General features: G+C 70.7%; 17 protein-coding genes. 12 read left to right on the top strand and 5 right to left on the bottom strand.

The features are described from left to right. Window positions 1-3: 3 nt before the first annotated feature. From NQO67_RS30470 to NQO67_RS30515, 11 genes are read left to right on the top strand one after another with little or no spacing between them, the layout of a single operon-like run. A complete protein-coding gene (locus NQO67_RS30470; protein WP_255953544.1) occupies window positions 4-393 on the top strand; it encodes a Zn-ribbon domain-containing OB-fold protein in 390 nt (129 codons plus the stop codon). Further along, window positions 390-1,547, top strand: coding sequence for an acetyl-CoA acetyltransferase (locus NQO67_RS30475; protein ID WP_255953545.1), 1,158 nt, complete (start codon window positions 390-392; stop codon window positions 1,545-1,547). The genes NQO67_RS30470 and NQO67_RS30475 overlap by 4 nt, the downstream gene beginning before the upstream one ends. 14 nt (window positions 1,548-1,561) lie before the next feature. Next, entirely contained in the window at window positions 1,562-2,326 is a 765-nt protein-coding gene (locus NQO67_RS30480; protein ID WP_255953546.1) for a 3-oxoacid CoA-transferase subunit A, read from the top strand. After that, a complete protein-coding gene (locus NQO67_RS30485) occupies window positions 2,323-2,829 on the top strand; it encodes a CoA-transferase (protein WP_308295715.1) in 507 nt (168 codons plus the stop codon). Before NQO67_RS30480 ends, NQO67_RS30485 begins: the two co-directional genes overlap by 4 nt. After that, window positions 2,826-2,987, top strand: coding sequence for a hypothetical protein (locus NQO67_RS44385; protein ID WP_308295716.1), 162 nt, complete (start codon window positions 2,826-2,828; stop codon window positions 2,985-2,987). The genes NQO67_RS30485 and NQO67_RS44385 overlap by 4 nt, the downstream gene beginning before the upstream one ends. A gap of 8 nt (window positions 2,988-2,995) precedes the next feature. Continuing rightward, a complete protein-coding gene (locus NQO67_RS30490; protein ID WP_255953547.1) occupies window positions 2,996-4,198 on the top strand; it encodes an acyl-CoA dehydrogenase family protein in 1,203 nt (400 codons plus the stop codon). A gap of 53 nt (window positions 4,199-4,251) precedes the next feature. After that, window positions 4,252-5,370 carry an acyl-CoA dehydrogenase family protein gene (locus NQO67_RS30495; RefSeq protein ID WP_255953548.1) on the top strand — a complete coding sequence of 373 codons (1,119 nt, stop codon included), beginning with the start codon at window positions 4,252-4,254 and terminating at the stop codon, window positions 5,368-5,370. A 41-nt stretch (window positions 5,371-5,411) separates the two neighbouring features. After that, the gene (locus NQO67_RS30500) at window positions 5,412-7,505 is read left to right on the top strand and encodes a 3-hydroxyacyl-CoA dehydrogenase NAD-binding domain-containing protein (RefSeq protein ID WP_255953549.1); all 2,094 of its coding nucleotides are present in this window, start codon (window positions 5,412-5,414) and stop codon (window positions 7,503-7,505) included. A gap of 34 nt (window positions 7,506-7,539) precedes the next feature. Further along, the gene (locus NQO67_RS30505; RefSeq protein ID WP_255953550.1) at window positions 7,540-8,769 is read left to right on the top strand and encodes a CaiB/BaiF CoA transferase family protein; all 1,230 of its coding nucleotides are present in this window, start codon (window positions 7,540-7,542) and stop codon (window positions 8,767-8,769) included. A 53-nt stretch (window positions 8,770-8,822) separates the two neighbouring features. Continuing rightward, window positions 8,823-9,602, top strand: a complete 780-nt coding sequence (locus NQO67_RS30510) for an enoyl-CoA hydratase (protein ID WP_255953551.1) — start codon at window positions 8,823-8,825, stop codon at window positions 9,600-9,602. A gap of 11 nt (window positions 9,603-9,613) precedes the next feature. Then, on the top strand, window positions 9,614-11,032 hold the full coding sequence (locus NQO67_RS30515) for an MFS transporter (protein ID WP_255953552.1): 1,419 nt from the start codon (window positions 9,614-9,616) through the stop codon (window positions 11,030-11,032). 479 nt (window positions 11,033-11,511) lie between these two features. On the opposite strand, the gene NQO67_RS30520 is transcribed toward NQO67_RS30515, so the two are convergent. From NQO67_RS30520 to NQO67_RS30535, 4 genes are all read right to left on the bottom strand, one after another. Continuing rightward, window positions 11,512-12,621 (bottom strand): non-reducing end alpha-L-arabinofuranosidase family hydrolase, encoded by a 1,110-nt coding sequence (locus tag NQO67_RS30520; protein ID WP_255953592.1) that lies wholly within the window; start codon window positions 12,619-12,621, stop codon window positions 11,512-11,514. Window positions 12,622-13,224: 603 nt separating this feature from the next. Continuing rightward, complete coding sequence (locus NQO67_RS30525; RefSeq protein ID WP_255953553.1) at window positions 13,225-14,277, bottom strand: tetratricopeptide repeat protein; 1,053 nt, start codon at window positions 14,275-14,277, stop codon at window positions 13,225-13,227. Window positions 14,278-14,447: 170 nt separating this feature from the next. After that, window positions 14,448-17,885: a WD40 repeat domain-containing serine/threonine protein kinase gene (locus NQO67_RS44390; RefSeq protein ID WP_255953554.1), complete on the bottom strand. Its 3,438-nt coding sequence runs from the start codon at window positions 17,883-17,885 to the stop codon at window positions 14,448-14,450. Between the two features lie 206 nt (window positions 17,886-18,091). Next, on the bottom strand, window positions 18,092-19,300 hold the full coding sequence (locus NQO67_RS30535) for a hypothetical protein (protein ID WP_255953555.1): 1,209 nt from the start codon (window positions 19,298-19,300) through the stop codon (window positions 18,092-18,094). A gap of 262 nt (window positions 19,301-19,562) precedes the next feature. Here NQO67_RS30535 and NQO67_RS30540 point away from each other — a divergent pair, with 262 nt between their 5' ends. After that, window positions 19,563-20,405, top strand: a complete 843-nt coding sequence (locus NQO67_RS30540) for an RNA polymerase sigma factor SigF (protein ID WP_255953593.1) — start codon at window positions 19,563-19,565, stop codon at window positions 20,403-20,405. 27 nt (window positions 20,406-20,432) lie between these two features. Here NQO67_RS30540 and NQO67_RS30545 read toward each other — a convergent pair whose 3' ends face one another. After that, window positions 20,433-21,329, bottom strand: a complete 897-nt coding sequence (locus tag NQO67_RS30545) for a YihY/virulence factor BrkB family protein (protein ID WP_255953594.1) — start codon at window positions 21,327-21,329, stop codon at window positions 20,433-20,435. Between the last annotated feature and the right edge of the window lie 180 nt (window positions 21,330-21,509).

Genomic DNA, 21,509 nt, shown 5'->3' on the forward strand with positions numbered 1-21,509 from the left:
GCGGTGGACACCTATTACTGTGAGCAGCTGTCTCGCGGGATTTTTTCCATCCCGCAGTGCACGGAATGTGGACAGCTTCACTTCTATCCTCGGGTGACCTGTCCTTTCTGCCATTCGTTCGCGCTGCGCTGGACTGTTCCGTCCGGTCGCGGGGTCGTCTATTCGACCACTGTGGTGCGCCGGAAGAACGGTGACCACAACGTGGCGCTCGTCGATCTCGAAGAAGGGCCCAGGCTGATGAGTCGGGTCGTCGGCGTCGAGCCCCACAAGGTCGTCATCGGCATGCCAGTGGAAGCGGCCGTCCAGGAGGAGGACGGCGAGCCGCTCCTGGTCTTCGTGGCCCCTCGCTCCGCGTTGAACGAGAAGAACGGCGGAAAGGGCGGCCGGGCATGAGCGCGAAGGCGAACGGCATCGCGATCCTCGGCACCGGCCTCGCCGGTCTCGGACACGCGGGAGGCCGAAGCGAGCAGGACATCATCGCGCAGGCCGCCGGTCAGGCCGTCGCGGCCAGCGGGCTCGCGCTGGGAGACATCGACGGCATCATCACCTCGAGCCTCACCTCCCCGTGGTGGGTGATGCGGATGGCCGAATACCTCGGGATACGGCCACGGTTCTCCGACAGCACCATGTTCGGCGGGTCGTCGTTCATCGCCGACCTCAGGACCGCGCGGCTCGCCATCGCGGCGGGGGAGTGCGAACACGTCCTGGTCTGCTACGGCGCCACCCCCCGTTCCGCGCCCAGCTCCACCGCGATCAACCGGATGCGCGCGGCGCTGGACCCGCAGCCCTACGAGCACCCGTACAAGCCCTTCAACCCGGTGTCCAGCTATGCGCTGGCCGCCGCCCGTCACATGCACGAGTACGGGACCACGCGCGAGCAACTCGCCGAAGTCGCCGTGGCAGCCCGCCGGTGGGCGCGCAGCAATCCTGACGCCTTCTCGCGCGAGGAGCTGACGATCGACAATGTGATCGGCTCGAAGATGATCTCCGACCCGTTGACGGTACGGGACTGCTGCCTGGTCACCGATGGCGCCGGCGCCTTCGTCGTCACGGGTGCGGAGCACGCTCGCGCCCTGCACGCCCGGCCCGTCCCGGTGCTGGGCATCGGGCACGCGCACTGGCACCGGCAGATCTCCAGCATGGCCGACCTGACCGTGACGCCCGCCGTCGAGTCCGGCCGGCGGGCCTTCACCGAGGCGGGACTGCGCCCGAGCGACATCGACGTGGTCGAACTCTACGACGCGTTCACGATCAACCCGATCCTGTTCCTCGAGGACCTGGGCTTCTGCGCGAAGGGCGAGGGCGGCGCGTTCGTCTCCGGCGGCCGGGTCGCACCGGGCGGCGACTTTCCCCTGAACACCAACGGCGGTGGGCTCTCCTTCGGTCACCCCGGCATGTACTCGATCTTCCTGGTGATCGAGGCCGTTGCCCAGCTGCGCGGGGAGGCCGGCGTTCGTCAGGTGCCGGGAGCCGAGACCGCGCTGGTCCACGGCAACGGCGGGGTGCTCTCCAGCCAGGCCACCGCGATCCTGTCGAACGCCAGCTAGGAGAGGGCCGATCCATGCCGGACAAGTTCGTGCCCACGGCCGCCGCGGCCGTGCGGGACATCCACGACGGTGCCACCGTCCTGATCAGCGGCTTCGGCCTCTCCGGACAGCCGTCCGAACTCATCGAAGCGCTCGTCGAGCAGGGTGCCCGGGAGTTGACCGTGGTCTGCAACAACAGCGGAAGCCACGATCACGGCCTCGCCCGCCTCATCAGGCTCGGCCGGGTCCGCAGGCTTCTCGCCTCCTTTCCGCGTGGCGCGGCCTCGTACCACTTCGAGGAAGCCTACGAGGCAGGCGCGATCGCCTACGAGTGCGTCCCGCAGGGCACCCTCGCCGAACGGCTGCGCGCCGCCGGTGCCGGGCTCGGTGGGTTCTTCACCCCGACCGCGTACGGCACCCGGCTCGCCGAGGGCAAGGAGACCCGGCTCATCGACGGCCGGGGACACGTCTTCGAGGAGCCGCTGCACGGTGACTTCGCGCTCGTCGGCGCCGAGTGCGCGGACCGCTGGGGCAACCTCACATACCGCAAGGCCGGACGGAACTTCGGGCCGCTGATGTGCATGGCGGCCGCCACCGCGATCGTCCAGGTCGACCGTGCAGTGGAACTCGGCGGGCTCGACCCGGAGCGGGTCGTCACACCGGGGATCTTCGTCCAGCGCGTCGTGGAGATCCCGCGTGCGGCGGAGAACGAACAGCCGGCCGCGGCCGAACCGCGAGAGCCGCACACCGGGACAGCCGGGACAGACAGGGCAGGCGGGACGGAGGAGATGACGCGATGAGCACGCCCAGGTGGACCAGGCGCAGCCGCACGGACATGGCACGTGCCGTGGCCGCGGACATTCCCTCCGGCTCGTATGTGAACCTCGGCATCGGCCTCCCGGTCACCGTCGTCGACCACTGGAGCGCCGACCAGGAGATCATCGTGCACAGCGAGAACGGCATCCTCGGCATGCGGGCGCTGGCAGCGGGCGAGCAGCCCGATCCGGACCTCGTCAACGCCGGCAAGCGCCCGGTGCAGATGGTGGCCGGAGGCAGCTACTTCCACCATGCCGACTCCTTCGCGATGATGCGCGGCGGCCACCTCGACTACACCGTGCTCGGTGCGTACGAGGTGTCGGCCGCCGGGGATCTCGCCAACTGGTCACTGGGCGACCCGAAGAAGGCCGCAGCCGTCGGCGGTGCCATGGATCTCGCCGTGGGGGCCAAGCGCGTGTACGCGCTGATGGAGCACACCACGCGGGACGGCAGGCCACGGCTGGTCGAGACGTTTCGCTGCCGTTGACCAGCGCGGGCGTCGTCACCCGCGTCTACACGGATCTCGCGACCGTCGACGTCACCCCGGGCGGGTTCTCCGTCGTCGACATGGTCCCCGGGCTGACCCGGGCCGAACTCCAGGAGCGCACCGGCGCACCACTGCGTTTCACCAGGGACGGGAGCTGAACGCCACCATGCCGGAAACCAGCGATCTCGAAGCGTTCCGCGCGGAGGTCAGGGACTTTCTCGCCGCTCGGCTCCCCGAGCAGCTGCGGGCCAAGGTCCTCGGCCATCTGCCGCTGGACCGGGCGGACATCCTCCGGTGGCACGCCATCCTGCACGAACACGGCTGGCTGGCGCCCAACTGGCCCGTGGAGCACGGCGGTACCGGCTGGTCCGTGGAGCAGCAGTACGCCTTCGACGAGGAGTGCTGTATCGCCGGTGCGCCCGAGACGCTCCCCTTCGGGCTGCGCATGGTCGCGCCGGTCCTCATGGCCTTCGGGACCGAGCAGCAGAAGGCACGCCATCTGCCGCGCATCCTCGGCGGCCAGGACTGGTGGTGCCAGGGCTACTCGGAGCCCGGATCAGGCTCGGACCTGGCCTCCCTGCGCACCCGTGCGGAACCCACCGACGACGGTGAGGCGTTCGTCGTCAACGGGCAGAAGACCTGGACGACGTATGCCCAGTACGCGAACAGGATGTTCTGCCTGGTGCGTACCGACCCGGGTGCCGCCAGACCGCAGGCGGGTATTTCCTTCCTCCTCATCGACATGGCGTCGCCGGGCATCACGGTCCGACCGATCCGCACCATCGACGGTGGACAGGAGATCAACGAGGTCTTCCTCGACAACGTGCGCGTCCCGCGCGACAACCTCGTCGGGAAGCTGAACGGCGGCTGGGACTGCGCCAAACTGCTCCTGCGGCACGAGCGGATGCACGCCGCCCGCATCGGCCGCAGCAAGCGGGAACTCGCCTTCCTCAAACGGATCGCAGGCCGGCGCTCGGCCGGCGGTCGGCCACTGGCCGAGGACCCGGAGTTCGCCCGACGCATCGCCCTTCTGGAGATCGACCTGCTCGCCCTCGAACAGGCCAACCTGCGTCTGGTCGAGACGATGCAACGCGGCGAGGGGCACGGCGCCGAGGCGTCGATCCTCAAGTACCTCGGCACCACCCTCACCCTCAAGATCGTGGAGTGCGCCGTCGAGATGGCCGGCATCCACACCATCCCGGTGCGCGACGCCCGGTCCCGGCAGGACGGCGACATGGCCGCCGCCGCCGGCCCCGCATGGGCCGACCCGCTCGCCGCCTTCCACCTCAATCTCCGCAAGATCGCGATCTACGGCGGATCGAGCGAGATCCAGAAGAACATCATCGCCAAGACGGCTCTGGGCCTCTGAGGCAACCGCCCGCTCCGGGACACCGATCCCAGAGAACCGCTGAGGAGAACAGCATGCGTCACCACCTCGACGAGGACCAGAAAGCGCTCGCCGACGCCGTCGAGACCTACCTCCGCCGCGCGTACGACTTCGAGACGAACGGTGCGGACAAGGGCCACTGGACCGCCTTCGCCGAGATGGGGCTGCTCGGTCTTGTCCTGCCCGAGGAGTACGGCGGGCTGGCCGCAGGCCCCCTCCTCGCCCACGCCGTCATGGAGTCCTTCGGGCGCCACCTGGTCAAGGTCCCCTATGCCAGCACCGTGCTGCTGTGCGGCCGTCTCATCGCCCTCACCGGTGACGACGCCCAGTGCACGGCCCTGCTGCCGGCCCTCGCCGCGGGAGAGCACACCTTCGCGCTGGCCCACGACGAGCCGCACACCCAGCACGACCTCACCGACATCACCACCACGGCCGTCCCGGACGGTGACGGGTGGCTGCTGACCGGCGCCAAGTGCGTGGTCATCGACGGCGACGCGGACCGCTACCTCGTGACGGCCCGCACCTCGGGCGACAACCCCTCGCCGCGCGGTGTGTCCCTGTTCCTCGTCGATCGCGACCACCCGGGCCTGTCCCTCGCCCGGTATCCCACCATCGACGGCGCGCACGGCGCCGATCTGCGCTTCGACGGCATACGCCTGCCCACCGGTGCACTGCTCGGGCGGGCGGGTGAGGCACACGACGCGCTGAGCCGGGCTTCGGACCTGGCCTGTGCCGCCCTGTGCGCCGAAGCGGTCGGCGCCATGTCCGCGGTGCTCGACGCGACGCGTGACCACGCCGGAAGCCGCGAGCAGTTCGGCAGCCCCATCGGCAAGTTCCAGGCCCTGCAACACCGGCTCGTCGACATGCTGGTAGCCGTCGAGCAGGCCCGCTCGCTGGCCTGGCTGGCCTCCGCGACCAGCGAATCCGACGGTGCCCGAGCCGCGTCCGCGGTGTCCGCGGCCAAAGTCAAATGCATCGACGCCGCGCGCCTGATCGGCCTCGACGCCATCCAGCTGCACGGCGGTATCGGCATGACCGACGAACTGCGCCTGGGCCACCACGTCAAACGGCTGCTGGCCATCGAACACACCCTGGGCGACCGGCGCGCCCACCTGACGCGCTTCATGGACCTCGCCCGACCGACGGCGGCCTGAACGCTCGCTGCCCACCCGCGCAGGAAGGAACCCCCTCCACCATGAAGACCGTCGTCCTCTCCGAGACCGTGCGCTACGGCACCCAGGACGGTGTGGCCGTCATCCTTCTCGACAACCCGCCGGTCAACGCCCTGGGCCACAGCGTCCGCGTGGGCGTCGCGGCTGCCCTCGACCGGGTCGCCGAGGACACCGGGGTGCACGCCGCCGTGATCGCCGGATCCGGGCGCGGCTTCTGCGGCGGCGCCGACGTCCGCCAGTTCAACACTCCCGCCGCCACCGCCGGGCCGATGCTCGGTGAGGTCATCGCGAAGATTGAGGCGAGCGCCAAGCCCGTCGTCGCCGCGATCCACGGTGTCGCCCTCGGCGGTGGCCTGGAGCTGGCACTCGGCTGCCACCACCGCATCGCCACCGCCGACGCCCGCCTCGGCCTGACCGAGGTCACTCTCGGCCTGGTCCCCGGCGCGGGCGGTACCCAGCGGCTGCCACGCCTGGTCGGGGTGGCCGAGGCACTGGACCTGGTGCAGCACGGCAGGCGTGTCACGGGCGTCCGGGCGGCCGGCCTCGGCCTGGTCGACGCCGTGTTCGAGGGGGACCCGATCGCCGCCGGGACCGCACATGCCGCTGCCGCCGAGGCCGTTCCCGCACCCGGCGTCCGCTCCATGGCCCCCACGGAATTCGACTTCAGCGCCCGCCGGGACGCCGTAGGCGCCAAGGACCGCAATGCGCTCGCGCAGCGCGCCGCCGTCGACTGCCTGGAGGCGGCCACCCGCCTTCCGCTCGAAGAGGGCCTCACCTATGAGCGCGCCCGCTTCGACGAACTGGTCGCAGGCCCCGAGTCCAAGGCCCTGCGCCATGTCTTCTTCGCCGAGCGCCAGGCCGCGAAGATCGCCGACCTGCCCGCGGACACGGCTGTCCGGGAGGTCGTCCAGGCGGCCGTGATCGGCGCCGGGACCATGGGCGGCGGTATCGCCATGGCGTTCGCCAACGCGGGCATCCCCGTCGTCCTCTTCGAGCGCGATCAGCAGGCCCTGGACCGGGGCCTGGCCCGGATGCGCCACAACTACGACATCACCGCGGCCAAGGGCAGGCTCACCGCGGCCCAGGTCGAGGAGCGCATGGGCCTGATCCGCCGCACGCTCGACCTGGCCGACGCGGCGGACGCCGACCTCGTCATCGAGGCCGTCTTCGAGGACATGGACGTCAAGAAGGACGTCTTCCGCCGCCTCGACGCGGTCTGCAAACCGGGCGCCATCCTCGCGTCCAACACGTCACGGCTGTCCGTCGACGAGATCGCCGCCGTCACCTCCCGCCCCCAGGACGTCATCGGCCTGCACTTCTTCAGCCCGGCCAACATCATGCGGCTCCTGGAGGTGGTACGCGGCGACGCCACCTCGCCCACCACCCTGGCCAGCTGCACCAGGGCCGCACAGCGCATCGGAAAGGCCCCGGTCGTCGTCAGGGTCTGCGAGGGCTTCGTCGGCAACCGCATGCTCACCCCGTACTGGCGCGAGGCCAACTTCCTCCTGGAAGAGGGAGCCTCGCCCCAGCAGGTCGACCAGGCCCTGACCCGCTTCGGCATGGCCATGGGCCCCCACAACGTCGCCGACCTCGCCGGCCTCGACATCAACTGGGCCACCCGCAAGCGGCTCGCGCCCACCCGCCCCGCTCATCTGCGGTACTGCCGGGTTCCCGACCGCATCTGCGAGCAGGGCCGCTTCGGTCAGAAGACCGGAGCCGGCTACTACCGCTACGAAGAGGGCAGCCGCATCCCGCATCCCGACCCGGTCGTCGACGAGATCATCGCCCGGTGCGCGCGGGAGGCCGGCGTCGAGCGGCGGGCGCTCACCGACGACGAGATCGTGGAGCGCTGCATTCTCGCCCTCGTCAACGAGGGTGCGCAGATCCTCGCCGAAGGGATCGCCCAGCGCGCCTCCGACATCGACGTCGTCTACGTCTCCGGCTACGGCTTCCCGGCCTGGCGCGGCGGCCCCATGCACTACGCCGAGACCCTCGGCCTCGACGTGACGCTGGAGAGGATCCGTGCCCTGCACGAGGTGCACGGCGAGCACTGGACGCCGGCTCCCCTGCTACAGCGGCTGGTCGCAGCCGGAGCCACCCGCTTCGAGACGTGCTGACCGCCCGCCCGAACCGACCCCTGGGGGCCACATCATGCTGGAAACCTCTCTGCGCGGGCTGAAGGTGCTCGACCTCTCCCGCATCCTGGCCGGGCCCTGGTGCACCCAGAACCTGTCGGACCTGGGCGCCCAGGTCATCAAGGTGGAGAACCCGAAGGCCGGTGACGACACCCGCGGCTGGGGCCCGCCGTACCTCGGCGACCCCGACACCGGAGCGCACTTCTCGGCGTACTTCCTCGCCTGCAACCGCGGCAAGCGCTCCATCGCGATCAACTTCGCCACGCCGGAGGGCGCAGAGCTCGTCCGCCGCCTGGCCGCCGACGCCGATGTCGTCGTGGAGAACTACCGGACCGGCACGCTGGAGCGCCACGGTCTCGGCCACACCGACCTGAGGGCCGTCAACCCCCGCCTCATCCACCTGTCCATCACCGGGTTCGGCCCCACGGGACCGATGGCCGGCAAGCCCGGGTACGACTACGTCTTCCAGGGCATGGGCGGCATGATGAGCTACACCGGGCAGCCCGACGGCACGCCGGGTGACGGGCCCCTGCGCACCGGTGTCTCGGTCGTCGACCTGATGACCGGCATGTACGCGACGTCCGCCGTGCTCGCCGCGCTCTTCCAGCGCGAACGCACCGGTGCCGGCCAGCACATCGACATCGCACTGCTCGACGTCGCCGTCGCCCTGAACGCCAACCAGGGCTCCAACTATCTCGTGTCGGGGCGCGTTCCCCAGCGCATCGGCAACGCGCACGCCAACCTCGCTCCGTACGAGGTCTTCGCCTGCTCCGACGGACACCTGATCCTGGCCATCGGCAACGACGCGCAGTTCGCCCAGTTCTGCGCCCTCGCCGACCTTCCGCACCTGGCACGGGACCCGCGGTTCACCACCAACAGCAGTCGCCTGGAGCACCTGGACGAGCTGCGCCCGCTGGTCGCGGCAGCGATGGCCGGGCGCACCCGTGCGCAGTGGGGAGCGGACCTCGATACGGCCCGTATCTCCTGGGGACCGATCAACACCCTCCCCGAGGTCTTCGCCGACCCGCAGGTCGCCCACCGTGACCTGCGGATCCACGCCGAACACCCCACCGTCGGCACCGTTCCGCTGGTCCGCAACCCCATGATCGACCCGGGCGTACCCCACCCCGTCCAGCCGCCGCCCCTCAACGGCGAGCACTCCGCCGCGATCCTGGCCGAACTCGGCCTGGCACCCGAGGCAGTCGAGGCACTCCTCGCCTCCGGAGCCGTCGCAGGCATCCGCTGACCCCTTCGGCAGCCGCCGTCCGGCAGTACATCCACTCCATCGGAGCCCACCCCATGAGCAGCAGTCCCCAGCAGTTTCCGCATGCCCACGTTGAGCTGGACGAGTGCGGCGTCGCGACCCTGACCATCACCGAAGCCAAGTCCGTCAACATCCTCAGCACACCGGTCATCCAGGACCTCACCGTCGCCCTCGCCGCACTCCGGGCCCGGGACGACGTTCGTGTCCTGGTCCTGCGCGGGACCGGAGACAAGGCGTTCGTCGGCGGCGCGGACATCCATGAGATGGCAGGTCTGGATCCCGACTCCGGCAGGCGCTTCATCTCCCGGCTGCGTGAACTCTGCGATGCCGTGAGGGACTTTCCCCTGCCCGTGATCGCCCGACTCGCGGGTTACTGCCTGGGCGGCGGCCTCGAACTGGCCCTCGCCTGCGACCTGCGCATCGGCTCCGAGGACTCCCGGTACGGGATGCCCGAGGTCAAGGTCGGCATCCCGTCCGTCATCCACGCCGCACTGCTGCCCCGCCTGATCGGCCTCTCCCGCTCCACCTGGCTGCTGCTCACCGGCGAGAACATCGACGCCGCCACCGCCCGCGAGTGGGGCCTGGTGCAGCAACTCGTGCCCGCGGACGGGCTCGACACCGCCGTCGCCACCACCGCCCACGGCCTGGCCGCCCTCGGCCCGTCCGTCATGCGGCAGCAGAAGGAGCTGCTCCGCAGCTGGGAGGAGCGACCGCTGACGGAGTCCGTCGACGCCAGCGTCGACGCCTTCGGGACGGCCTTCGCCACCGGGGAGCCGTGCCGCTACATGGCTTCCTTCATCAACCGCAGCCGCTAGGAGACACCCCTATGAGCAGATCTGCCCCCGTCGGACCGGCAGCGTCCGCGTCCGACGACATCCCCGCCACACCACGAGCCGCCGCCTCCGCCTCCGCAGGAGCCAGGATCGACCGGCTGCCGCGTACCGGCCTCGCCCTGGGCGGCTATCTCGCCCTCGGCATCTGCTATTTCTTCGCGTTCTACGACATCAACGTGGTGGGCACGGTCCTGCCGACCGTGATCGACAGACTCCGGCTGAGCGAGTCACAGATCAGCCTCCCGATCACCGCCAACCTGATCGCCTACATGGTCGGTGCGTTCGCCCTCGGTACCACGGCGGACCGGATCGGCCGGCGCAGGGCGCTGGCCATCTGCGTCTCCCTGCTCGCCGTGGCATCGCTGGCCACCGGCCTGTCCTGGGACCTGGCCTCGCTCACCGTCTTCCGTACCCTGACCGGCCTTGCGATGGGCGCACAGATCGCCCTGCTGGGCACCTTCATCACCGAACTGGCGCCGGCTGCCCGGCGCGGGAAGCTGCTCGCGGTCAGCATCATCTGGGCGGCTGCCGGCCAGGCGGCGTCTCCGATCCTGGGCACCTGGCTGCTGCCGGCCACCGGCCAGGGCTGGCGCATCCTGTTCGCCCTCGCCGCCGCCAGCGCGCTGGCACTGCCGCTGCTCAACGACCGCCGGCTGCCCGAGTCCCCGCGCTGGCTGGAGCTGCGCGGGCAGCGCGAGCGTGCCGACGCCATCGTCTCGGCGATGGAGCAGCGCCTGACCGATCGGCACGTCGACCTTCCCGCTCCCGACCCGGACGGTGGCGAGCAGGCGAGCGACGCCCCGTTCCCCGTCGTGGACCTCTTCCGGCGGCCCTTCCGCAGCAGGCTGCTGGTCGTCTTCGGCTTCTGGTTCTGTCTCTACTTCAGCGTGTACGCCTTCAACGTGTACGAGGAGAACCTGCTCGCCAAGCTGAACGTCGGCCACACCAGCGCCGTCACCCTGGCGGGCATCGCCTCCATCGGCGGCATCATCGCGGCGCTCGTCCAGCCGGCGCTGATCGAGCGGCTGCAACGGCGCACGCTGATCGCAGCAAGCCTCGCGCTGATCGTCATCGGGCTTGCGGCCCTGGCCGTCGCGCCGGACGAGACCTTCGTGGTCGTGGGCGCGTTCCTGGTCAGCGCGGGGATCTTCGCCACCATCATCCCCGCGTACTCCTACACCGCTGAGGTCTTCCCGACCCGGGCGCGGGGTTCGGCGATGGGCATCGGCGACGGCATCGGCCACCTCGGCGGCGCCCTCCAGCCGTACCTGGTCGTGCCGCTGCTCGCGGCAGACGGCCCGCGATCCGTCTTCTGGGCGCTGGCCGGGGTGCTGCTCGTCGGAGCGGTCTTCATCGCCTTCGGCGTACGGTCCACCGGCAAGACGCTCGCAGAACTCGGTGCCGAGAGCTGAACCTCGGTCCTCTGGCCTCACCGATCGGAATCGAGGGCAGCATGGACGGTGGCCGGCAGTCGTGTCGCGGTGACCGTTGAATGCCCTGACGAGCGACTATCGGAGGTTCGGATCGGGGGACGAGGGCGATGCCGTCGTTGTGCGGGGTGGAAGCAGCGGCCTGTTCGACGAGGGTGTCGGCAAGGGTGCCCAGGGGTCGGTTGCGGGCCTGCCTGAGTACCTCGGCGAGGGCGGTGGTGCTCTCGCCGAGGTCGGTGCTCGTCCGTCACGATCGCCTTCCCTCGTCCGACACGGACGCCGCTGTGGCACTCGGGCAATCGAGTAAGAAACTATCTCTACTGACTTATGGAAACTTTCTCACGAAAGTGTCGGCAGGGTTGGCGTCGCGCGCTGGCGTCACCGGAGCGGGAGGGCTGAATACCGACGTAAGTCATGGACATGCAGAGAGGAGAAATCGCGATCACCGTGGACCAGGCGGGTCAGCGCTGGAGGGTGAGCACTCCCGGCCGCCACGGCAGCTGGTTGTAGGGGGTGCCGTCCGACGCGGGGTCCCTGCCCTGGTAGAGGAACTGTAGGTTGCAGGGGTCGATGGTCATGGTCTGGTCGGGGTTGTTGCGGACCAGGTCGCCGTGGCTGATGTCGTTGGTCCAGCTGGCGCCGCTGTTGGCCTTGCCGGCGAAGGGGTTGCTCTCGCTGGCGGCCTGCGGGGTCCAGGTGTCGCTGAGGCTGGAGGCGGTGAAAGAGCGGAAGTAGCGCCCGTTGGCGCCCATCGCCTCGACGATCATGAGGTACTGGTTCTGGTCCTGGACCTTGTAGACCTGCACCGCCTCGAAGAGGTTGCTGGTCGAGTCGCTCATGACCGTGGTGTACGTGGAGCCGAAGCTGCCGGGGAAGTCCCCGATGGGCATGCTCGCCCGGTAGATGCTGCCGTTGTCGCCGGCGAAGAACAGGTACATGTTCTGGCCGTCACCGATCAGCGTCTGGTCGAGCGGGCCGGAGTTGGGGATGCCGCCGGTGAACAGCGCCTGCGGTGAGGACCAGCCGTTCGGGTTGGTGGGGTCGCTGGAGGTGCGGTAGATGAACGGCGACGCACCCCACTGGGACGCCAGCACCCAGATGTTCTTGGGCGCGAAGTAGAACAGTGTGGGCGCGATCGTGGACCCGCTCATGTTGGTCTGGCCGGTCGACGCCATGTCCGACCAGTTCGTGAAGGGACTGAACGCCGTCGACCCGTACGAAGAGGAGCCGTCCACGTTCGACGCGTAGACCAGGTGCCGTCCGTTGTAGACCACGCTGCTGAAGTCCTTCAGCGAGACCAAGCCGTTCGCGGGCTGCGCCAATGGACCCGTTGACGACCACTTGTACGTCGACGGGAGGGAACACGCCGCGGCGGCCGACGGGGTCGACGGGGTCGACGCCTGAGCCGGGTTGGCGACGAGCGTACCCGCCAGGGCGACCAGGGCCGCAGCCGCGGCGGCGAGCGCCACGGAGCGGTGTCCGCGGCTGAAACTTCCTCTGCGCATAGGGACCTCTCGATCCTTGAGTAAGTGATTCCGGCCGGTCCGTCGGGGGCTGTCCGGACTGTCGATGTGGTGCGGTGCGCAGCTGTTCGTGGGCACCGGACTGTGTTCCTGCGGCTTCCCGTCCTGCGAGACCCCGCGCGGGACGCCGCGGATGGGGATCGAAGTCGTTGCGAGGCGGAGGCGGTGCTTCCGCGCGTCAGGCTGGCTGCCACCGTCGCACCGGATCAGCGTCGGTGCTCAGCCACCGGCGCTCTCAGGGCGTCGGCGCTGCGGACCGCGGACCGGCGGTGTGGGCCACCGGCTGGGACCTCGTAGGCGATCAGACCGGTGAGCACCGCGAAGACCGTGCGGGCAGAGGGCTCTGCGGAGCGCCAGGACATGGAAGATCATTCTCCTCGCGGGGGCAGGGCAGTGATCGCGCCCTGGGGAAGAACTGGGCGGTGCCGGGTCCGGCCGTGGGCCGGCCGGTTCTCGTACTTCCACATACAGCCGTGCAGGAGCGAAAGTTGCTCGCTATATCCCAGACACATAAACTGCATCAGGTGGCACTCGCAGTCAAGACCGCAGGGTCTGATCGGCCGTGCCAGGCAGCCCAGTTGTCCCGGTTTTCGGGATACCACGCAGACGGTCACCAAAGCCGCCTGCCGTGCGCGAGTGTGCGGACACCGCCTAGACCAGGCCGCCCAAGAGCAGGAGCATCTTGCGGGCCTGAGCCTGGTCGTCGGGGTCGCCGACCTCGGCCGCCAGCCGGTAGGCGGCGCGCTCGCCTTCGGCGTCCAGCCGGCGGCTCAGCAGCAGGGCGAGGTTGATGGCGGCCTTGCCGCTGAACATCGGCTGGCGGAGGTCGGCCGCGTCCCGGTACGCCTGCTCGGCCCCGGCCCGGTCCCCGTTCTCCTCCACGAGCGTCGCCAGGTTGAACAGCCCGCCCGCGGCGATCAGCGGGACCTGGTCCCGGGCCGCCGTGCGCAGTGCGGTGATGCCGGCGTCCAGGTCGCCGAGGTGTCGCGCGAGCATGACCCCGAGGTTCACCGCCGCCATCGTGCCGGCCAGGTCACCGTCCCGCGCCTGGCGGAGCAGGCGGGAGGCACGGTCGTGCTCGCCGCGGTTGACCAGGATCATGGCCAGGTCGACGGCCGCCATTGCGCCGAACCTGCGGTGCCCGGACGCCATGGCCCGGTTGAGGACCTCCACGGCCGCGTCCTGGTCACCGCCCATCAACAGCGCCGAGCCCCAAAGGGCCAGCGCTTCGGCTGCGACGTCGGCGACCGGTGAACCGGCCGCGAAATCGAACGCTTCGATGGCTCCCCGCAGATCGTTCGCCGCTGCCCACAGCCTGCCCCGGCCGAGCGCCGCACGCCCGACGACCTCCTCCCGCGTCGCAGGTGCCGTCCGGACGGCGATGCCGTGGTCGGCCATCACCTGGAGGTTACGTGCCGCCAACTCGGCCACCTGGCCGGTGCCGTGCTCGGCCGCGTAGCGGAGCACCGCCTGGGAGGCCTCGCTGTCGTCGTCCGCCAGCGCCACGCCGATCTGAAGTGCCGCCTGAGGGCCGAGTTCCGGCGCACCGTCCTCGATGATCCGCGAGTACCAGTCGACGGCCTCGGCGGTGTTGCCCACCGCGAGCATCTCGTCGGCGTACCGGGCGATGGCCTCGGTGCTCTCAGCGGTCCCGGGCTCGCCGGCCGCGACGGTGAGGTCGAGCAGGAAGAGCCCACTGCCCACACGGGGTGTCGGAATCCTGCTGACCTTGCGCGGCACCGCTCGTTCCCGGCCCTTCGGTCCCTGATCGTGATCTTTCTGGCAGACATTGTGGAGGATCCGCCCGGGGGCGGGTAGGGGAGCGCGCGAACGTGCCGCCGACGAGGGGCGCGTTTCCGCTCCTGCGGGGGCCTTCACCGGGTCGGTTCGGCCGCCAGCTCCCAGTCGAGGTCCCAGAGGCGGATGCCGTCGTCTCCCGCCGAGACCAGGTTGCGCAGGTCCGGGGTGAGTTCGAGGTGCCGGATGCGTTGCTGGTGCCCTTCGAGCACGTGCAGGCATCGGCCGGTGGCGACCTCCCACATCCGTATGGATCCGTCGTGTCCGGCCGAGAAGGCGAACCGGGCGTCAGGGGTGAACCGCACGGCGGAGACCCAGCCCTCGTGCCCGGCGAACTCGCGTACCGCCCGCCCGGAACCGGCGTCCCACAGCCGGATCGGTTCGTCCCCGGCGCCGGAGGACATGACCTGGTGCGTGGACATGGCCAGGCGGCCGTCGGCGCTCAGGCACGCCGAGAGGATCGGTTCCCGGGGGCCGGTCCAGGTCCGCAGGCAGGCTCCGGTGCCGAGGTCCCGCAACCGGACCACGCCGCCCGAGTCACCGACCGCCGCGAGCCGCCCGTCCGCGGACACGGAGATCACGTTGACCGGGCCGTTCCCGGTGATCGTCGCGACGCAGCGGTCGCCGTCCAGGTCCCAGCGGCGCAGCACGCCGTCGCCGCCGCCGAACCAGGCGCACCTTCCGTCGCCGGTGAAGCCGATGGTCCTGCTCATGTCCCAGTCCGGAGTCAGCCGGCGGCACTCGCCGTCTGCCAGTCGCCGCCGAATGACCGCGAGCGGCTTGGTGCCCTCGCACAGGACGTGCCGGCCGTCGTCGCTCAACGCCACCCCGCCCACCCTGCCCGGGTGATCGTCGAGGATGTGCGTGCACGCGCCGCTGTCCAGATCCCAGACCCGTACGGTGCCGTCGCTCTGCCCGCTGACGGCGAGCCGGACGCCCGCGGCGACACCGATCGCCGTGATGGCGCCGAAGGAGAGGCGGCCGGCGTCCAGCGGCCGGGACCAGGCGGAGCGCAGCCGTACGTGGTGCGCCGAGCGGCCCAGTTCGTGCCAGGCGGCCAGGAGCTCGGGCGCCCGCTCGTATCCCGGTACCTCCCGTGCGCGGGTCAACAGGACGAGGGCCGACCGGTGGTGGCCGTTCGACATCGCATGGCGTGCGTCGGCGAGCAGCTCCTCGACCAGTCCGCCGAGCCGGCTGACCTCCGCGTACGCGCGCGGCTTGATCACGTACGGCTCGGCGGCGTAACCGGTGTCGGGCAGCCGCCAGCGATGCATGGGCAGCTCGGGGTGCCCGCCGACGGAGCAGCCGAAACGGTCGCCGCCGTCCGGGAATCCGACGTGGTGCATCCCGTACGCGCCGGCGGTGAACGTCCGCAGACACCGGCCGCTGCGCAACTCCCAGACCTGAACGGTGTGGTCGCCGGTCGTTCCGGACAGCAGCAGCCGCCCGCCGTCGCCGAAGGCGAGGTGACCGGCCGCGGCGGTCAGCCCCGTCAACGTGGCCAACCCGCGGATCTGCTGGCCGTCCCCCACGTTCCATACCCGGATCACCCGGTCCTTGCCGGCCACCGCGACCGTCCGCCCGTCGGGGCTGAAGCACAACGCATGCGTCGCCGCGCCGGCGGCCAGCACCCGGCACCGGCCATCGGCCACGCTCCACAGCCGCGCCCCGTCCTCCTCGGCGGTGAGCACATGGCGCCCGTCGGCGCTCACCTCGTACTGCGAGCCGTCCAGGGCGCCGCCCTCGAGTCGTGCCCCGAGCGACCACCGGCAGGTCCCGGTCCGCGGCTCCCAGACCTGGACGCGCCCGTCCACGCCCTGCCACACCCCGATGCGCCCGTCGGCACTCAACCTGACCGGGCACCCCGTGGCGCGTGCGGCCGAGCGGATGACGCGGGTACACCTGCCCGCCCTGAGATCCCAGAACTGCACCGTGCCGTCGCGGCTCGTGGACAGGGCGTACGAGCCGTCAGGGGTGAGGTCGACGCCGAGCACCTGCGTGGGGTGGCCCTCGACTGCCGACCGCTGCGCGCAGGTCGCCGTGTCCCACAGCCGCAGCACGCCGTTCCAGTGGCCGCTCAGCGCGAGGCGTCCGTCGGGAGTGAACCGGATCGGCAGGTAGCCCATCACCTCGTGCCGGGCGAGCAGTTCCACCGGCGCGAAGGGCAGCGCGAACGGCTCGCGGAACATGCGGGTGCCGGTGCGGCGGGCATCGGCCACGGCTGTGGAGGCCGCCACCCGCTGCGCCGCCCGCACGTCGGTGTCGTCGGGTCGCTCGCGGGCGAGGGCGTCGAGCAGGTCGCGTGCCGCGGCGAGGTCGCCGCGTTCGAGGTGGACCCGGGCCAGGAACAGCTGCACCTGCCAGGAGGACGCACCGGATCCGCGCGGGATCGCCGCCAGCCGGGCGACGAGTTCCTCATCGGTGATCGCGCCCGTACGCCACCGGAACAGGCCGCCGTTGTACACGGCCCCCACGTGGTGCGGGTCGGCCGCGAGCGCCTGGTCGAAGGCCTGCTCGGCGTCGGCGGCCCGGTCCAGGTCGAGGAGCGACAGGCCACGGTTGTTGAGTTCGTCGGCGCGCAGCTCGGCCTCCTGCGGCGCGGGACGCGGGTAGGCCGAGCCGGTCGCCTGCTCGTAGATCTCGGTCAGTACGTCCGCGATGTCGGCCATCGAGGCCGGCCGGTGGGCCGGCTGCTGCCGCAGGCAGCGCCGGAGCAGGTGGACGACCTCCGGCGGTGCCGCGACCGGATTCGAGGGGTCGGCCAGGAGCTCCTCCAGCGCGAGACCCGCGACCGAACCAGCCGCCCAGCGCACACCGCCGGTGAACATCTCGAGGACCGAGACCGCGAAACTGTAGACGTCGCTGCGCCGCCCGACGGGCTCGCCCGCGAGCTGCTCCGGGGACGCGTACCCGACCGTCATGCCGCCCGTCGGCACCAACACGCTGACGTCCGACGTCGCTTGGGGGTCGGCCGGGGCCGTGGTGGTGGCCTTGGACCGGGCGAGACCGAAGTCGGTGATCTTCGCGGCACCCGTGCCGTCGAGCAGGACGTTGGCCGGCTTCACGTCCTGGTGCACCAGGTCTCTGCGATGGGCGTGCTCGAGCCCGCGGGCCGCCTGGACCGCCGTGTCGAGCACACGGGCGAGGGCCTGCCGGGCATCCCCGGCGTGGAGCCGCCCGTCGCCGATCCACTCGGCCAGGCTGCCGCCGTCGACGTACTCGGCGAACACCCGGGGGACACCGTCGATCACCCGCACGTAATGGCAGACGCAGACGTTCGGATGGAGCCCGAGGGACACCCACGCCTCGGCCTCCCTGACGAACAGCTCCTGATCGCCGGGCCCGCGGAACAGCTCGGGCCGCGAACTCTTCACCGCCATGTCGATGCCCCAGGCGAGATGCCGAACCCGGTGCACGACGCCCATCCCGCCCCGGCCCAGCTCCCCGATCACCCGGTACCGGCCGTCGACGGTCTCGCCGGTCGCCCAAGCGGCCGGCGACGTAGGTGCGTTCACTGCGACTCCCTAGCGTGATGGCGGCAGAAGCACGTCGGACGGGGAGTTCGTCGGCCCTGCCGGGCGCGCGCCCCCGCCAGTCCGCACGCCAGGGGCGGCGCCGGGGTTCCACCGCCGGCACACTACCCGCGCGGATCCTTCGCGATCAGTTGCGGGGCCGGGTCGGAAGGCGACGGCCACGCACCACGGCATGCCGCTCGACGACGTCAACGACCGGGTTGGAACACCACCTCTTCCAGGTGGTCGAAGACCCCGTGGGCGAAGTTGCGCAGGAGTTCCACGCCGCTGCCGTTCGCGCCGGGGTCGGGGCCCAGCGTCCAGTCGAAGCCCGCCGATCCGCAGTCGTCGTCGTACACGCACGTCGCGTACTGGTTCCACTGGTTGAGCATGAACCCCCAGCTGGCCCCGGTGGCGGTCAGCCTGTCGAGGGCCGCCTCGTCCTCGTCCAGCGTCTCGTCCGTGTAGCTGCCCTCGGTGTTGTTGGTCTCGTTGACCACGACGGGGTAGTCGTGCTCCTGCTGATGTTCGGCGGCCGCGTCCGCGCAGTCCTCTGCGTCAAGGCCGTTGCAGTGCAGCAGCGCGAGATCAGCGGCGTCCGCGACCGCACCGTCCGGCCACGATCCGTCCCCGAACCGGGACGCGCTCACCGCCAGCCGGAAGTCGGCGTCGTCGAACCGCGACTGCGCGAGCCGGATCAGCTCCGCCATGCCCTTGTCCGAGTGGATGATCTCGTGGTCGTAGGAGTCGTCGTCGTTGTACTCGTTCGCGATCTCGATGATCACGTTCCGGTAGTCGTGCTCGATCAGCCAGTCCGTCGCGTTGGTCACCGCCCGCCGCACCGCGTCGTCGTCTTCGAGCACCTGGTCCTGCTGGAAGTAGAAGAAGCCGAGCACCACGACCATGTTCCGCTGCGCGTGGGCCTCGATCACCTGCGCCGCCCGGTCCATCCACTCCGGACGCAGGGACCCGTCGCTGTTGAACGCGGGGTTCTGCACACCGCCGAACCCGGCGTTGCCGCCCTGGAGGTTGACGTCGGTGGCGAGCAGTCCGTGCTGCCGGTAGGAGTCCAGGTTCGAGATGAACTCGTCCGTGTTGGACTGTGCGGTGAAGTCCGGGTCGTGGTCGAGGATCCTGCCGCTCTCGTCGTCGAAGACGCCGTTGGCGGCGCGCAGGTTCGGCAGCGTGCCGCGCACCTGATCGCTGAACCCGTCACCCTGCCAGCCGGGCGTGTAGGTCAGCTCCCAGTCGCCGTCGCCCTGCTGCACGTAGAACTTGTCGGGCTGGTAGTCCGACCCGAGCAGATGACCCGGCAGGATGTGCAGCGAGCCTGCTGCACCCTGCGCCGGGGGAGCACCCAGCGAGGCCGCCGCCAGGACGGCGGCGGCGAGCATGACGACGGTCCGACCCCACGACATGATGCGATGTCCGCGTGATGACACCTGAAGCAGCTCCCGCCGGTGAAGGCCCCTGTCGGATGACGGGGCGGATCGCGCGAAGCTACCCGTCCGGGACGGGGACCTCTCCCGAGCCGAGCCCGGCAGGCCGGGAGGGCGGGAGGGCGGGCGCCTCGACGATCGTCAGTTCGGAGGGGATGCCGGTCGGCAGCCTGGGTAGGCGCGTGCTTGCCGGACGACGGTCCGGGTGACGACAAGGCCGACCGACCAGGAGGGGCGCATGATGACGACGACAACGGCGCAGACCGCCGAGCAGGCGGTGGACGTTCCGAAGATCGCGGACCCTTCCAAGGTCGCGCCGAAGGACGCGCGGGAGTTGTCGAAGACGTTCTTCGACCGGTTGGCGGCGCTGGAGGAGGGCACGCCGGAGTACCAGTACGCGCGCAACACGCTGATCGAGATGAACATGTCCCTCGTCCGCTATGCGGCCGGCCGGTTCCGCAGCAGGGGACCGGAGGAGATGGAGGACATCGTCCAGGTCGGCATGGTCGGGCTGATCAAGGCCATCGACCGGTTCGAGCTGTCCCGCCAGGTCGAGTTCACCACCTTCGCCATCCCCTACATCGTCGGCGAGATCAAGCGGTTCTTCCGTGACACGTCCTGGGCCGTGCACGTCCCGCGCCGGCTCCAGGAAGCCCGCGTCCAGCTCGCCCACGCCAACGAGGAGCTGCGCAGCCGGCTGGGCCGGGCCCCGACGACCGAGGAACTCGCCGAGCTGATGAGCCTTCCCGAGGAAGAGGTCGTCGAGGCCCAGCTCGCCTCCAACGGCTACCAGTCGTCCTCCCTGGACGCGGCGCTCAACGGCAGCGAGGACGGCGAGGCCGCGCTCGCCGACGTCATCGGCGACGAGGACGCCGCCCTCGGCCTGGTCGAGGACTTCCACGCCCTCGCCCCGATGATCGCCGAACTCGAGGAACGCGACCGCAGGATCATCCACTGGCGCTTCGTCGAGGAACTCACCCAGGCCGAGATCGGCGAACGTCTCGGCGTCTCCCAGATGCACGTCTCGCGACTGATCTCCCGCCTCCTGGCCCGCCTGCGCGAGGGCATGCTCAGCACCGGCTGACGGTCGGGGCCGGCAGCCGGACGGTGCCTACCGGCGGTCCACCGCAGGCACCGGACGCTCGGCCTCTTCCCCTTGGGCGGGCTTCGCCAGCTCCGCGTTGAACTGGGCCCCGACCAGGAGCGCCAGGTTGGCCAGCCACAGCCAGATCAGGAAGACCACGACACCGGCCAGCGAGCCGTACAGGCGGTGGTAGCTGCTGACATGGGAGGTGTAGGCGGCGAACCCGAGGGAGACCGCCAGCACGAGCACCACCGCCAGCGCACCACCTGGCGCCATCTTCCCGACCGGGCGGGAGGGCGGGGGCCCCGAGCGGTACAGGACGAGCACCAGGGCGACGGCGACCACGGCCACGACCAGCCACCGCAGTGCGTCCCAGGCGACCTGCGGCCCGGTACCCAGGTGCAGCGCCCGGGCCAGGCGCCGCGTCAGGCTGCCGGTGAGCAACAACGCGAGGGTGGTCGTCAGGAGCAGGGAGATCAGGACGAGGGCCGTGGCGATGATGCGCGGAGCGGTACGCCAGACCGGCCGTTGCGCACTGGTGCGGTGCATGGCGTGCAGCGCCCGGCGGAAGACGCTCAGATAGCTGGAACCCGACCACAGGGCCCCCGAACCGCCCAGGAAGATCAGCGTCCATGCCGTCGACGACTGCCCCGACAACTGACGCAGCGTGCTGCGCAGCAGGGCGCGGGACGCGACCGGGGCGGCCTGCGCCATCCGGTCGATGACCTCCGGCTTGGCCGTCGGCATGGTCACGCCCAGGATCGAGAGGATCACCAGCAGGACCGGAAACAGGGCCAGGACGGCGTAATACGTCAACGCGGCGGCCCAGTCCGTGACGTCGTCGTTCCAGACCGCGACCGGAGTGCGGCGCAGCGCCCTCCACCACCCGACCGTGTGCTGGTCTGCATCATCCGTGCGGCGGATGGTCTCACCCCCGGTTCCGGCCTTTTCCTGAGCTCAGAACCGATACCCGCTGAGGCAGGCGGCATGTGGGGAGCGACGGTCCGGTTCCCGGCCGCGGGCGACCGGGGGACGGCAGCGCGCCGAGCCCCCGGTGCGCGGCGCTACGGGGAGACCGTGCCGGGCCGGAGCGTGCGGTGGGTC

This window comes from Streptomyces odontomachi, assembly GCF_024435355.1.
GTDB lineage: Bacteria > Actinomycetota > Actinomycetes > Streptomycetales > Streptomycetaceae > Streptomyces > Streptomyces odontomachi.

Coding starts and splice junctions, on each gene's coding strand:
- NQO67_RS30475 (WP_255953545.1), top strand. CDS start 390: ATGAGCGCGAAGGCGAACGGCATCGCGATCCTCGGCACCGGCCTCGCC.
- NQO67_RS30500 (WP_255953549.1), top strand. CDS start 5,412: ATGAAGACCGTCGTCCTCTCCGAGACCGTGCGCTACGGCACCCAGGAC.
- NQO67_RS30485 (WP_308295715.1), top strand. CDS start 2,323: ATGAGCACGCCCAGGTGGACCAGGCGCAGCCGCACGGACATGGCACGT.
- NQO67_RS30540 (WP_255953593.1), top strand. CDS start 19,563: ATGACGACGACAACGGCGCAGACCGCCGAGCAGGCGGTGGACGTTCCG.
- NQO67_RS30490 (WP_255953547.1), top strand. CDS start 2,996: ATGCCGGAAACCAGCGATCTCGAAGCGTTCCGCGCGGAGGTCAGGGAC.
- NQO67_RS30480 (WP_255953546.1), top strand. CDS start 1,562: ATGCCGGACAAGTTCGTGCCCACGGCCGCCGCGGCCGTGCGGGACATC.
- NQO67_RS30505 (WP_255953550.1), top strand. CDS start 7,540: ATGCTGGAAACCTCTCTGCGCGGGCTGAAGGTGCTCGACCTCTCCCGC.
- NQO67_RS30495 (WP_255953548.1), top strand. CDS start 4,252: ATGCGTCACCACCTCGACGAGGACCAGAAAGCGCTCGCCGACGCCGTC.
- NQO67_RS30510 (WP_255953551.1), top strand. CDS start 8,823: ATGAGCAGCAGTCCCCAGCAGTTTCCGCATGCCCACGTTGAGCTGGAC.
- NQO67_RS30535 (WP_255953555.1), bottom strand. CDS start 19,300: ATGTCGTGGGGTCGGACCGTCGTCATGCTCGCCGCCGCCGTCCTGGCG.
- NQO67_RS30515 (WP_255953552.1), top strand. CDS start 9,614: ATGAGCAGATCTGCCCCCGTCGGACCGGCAGCGTCCGCGTCCGACGAC.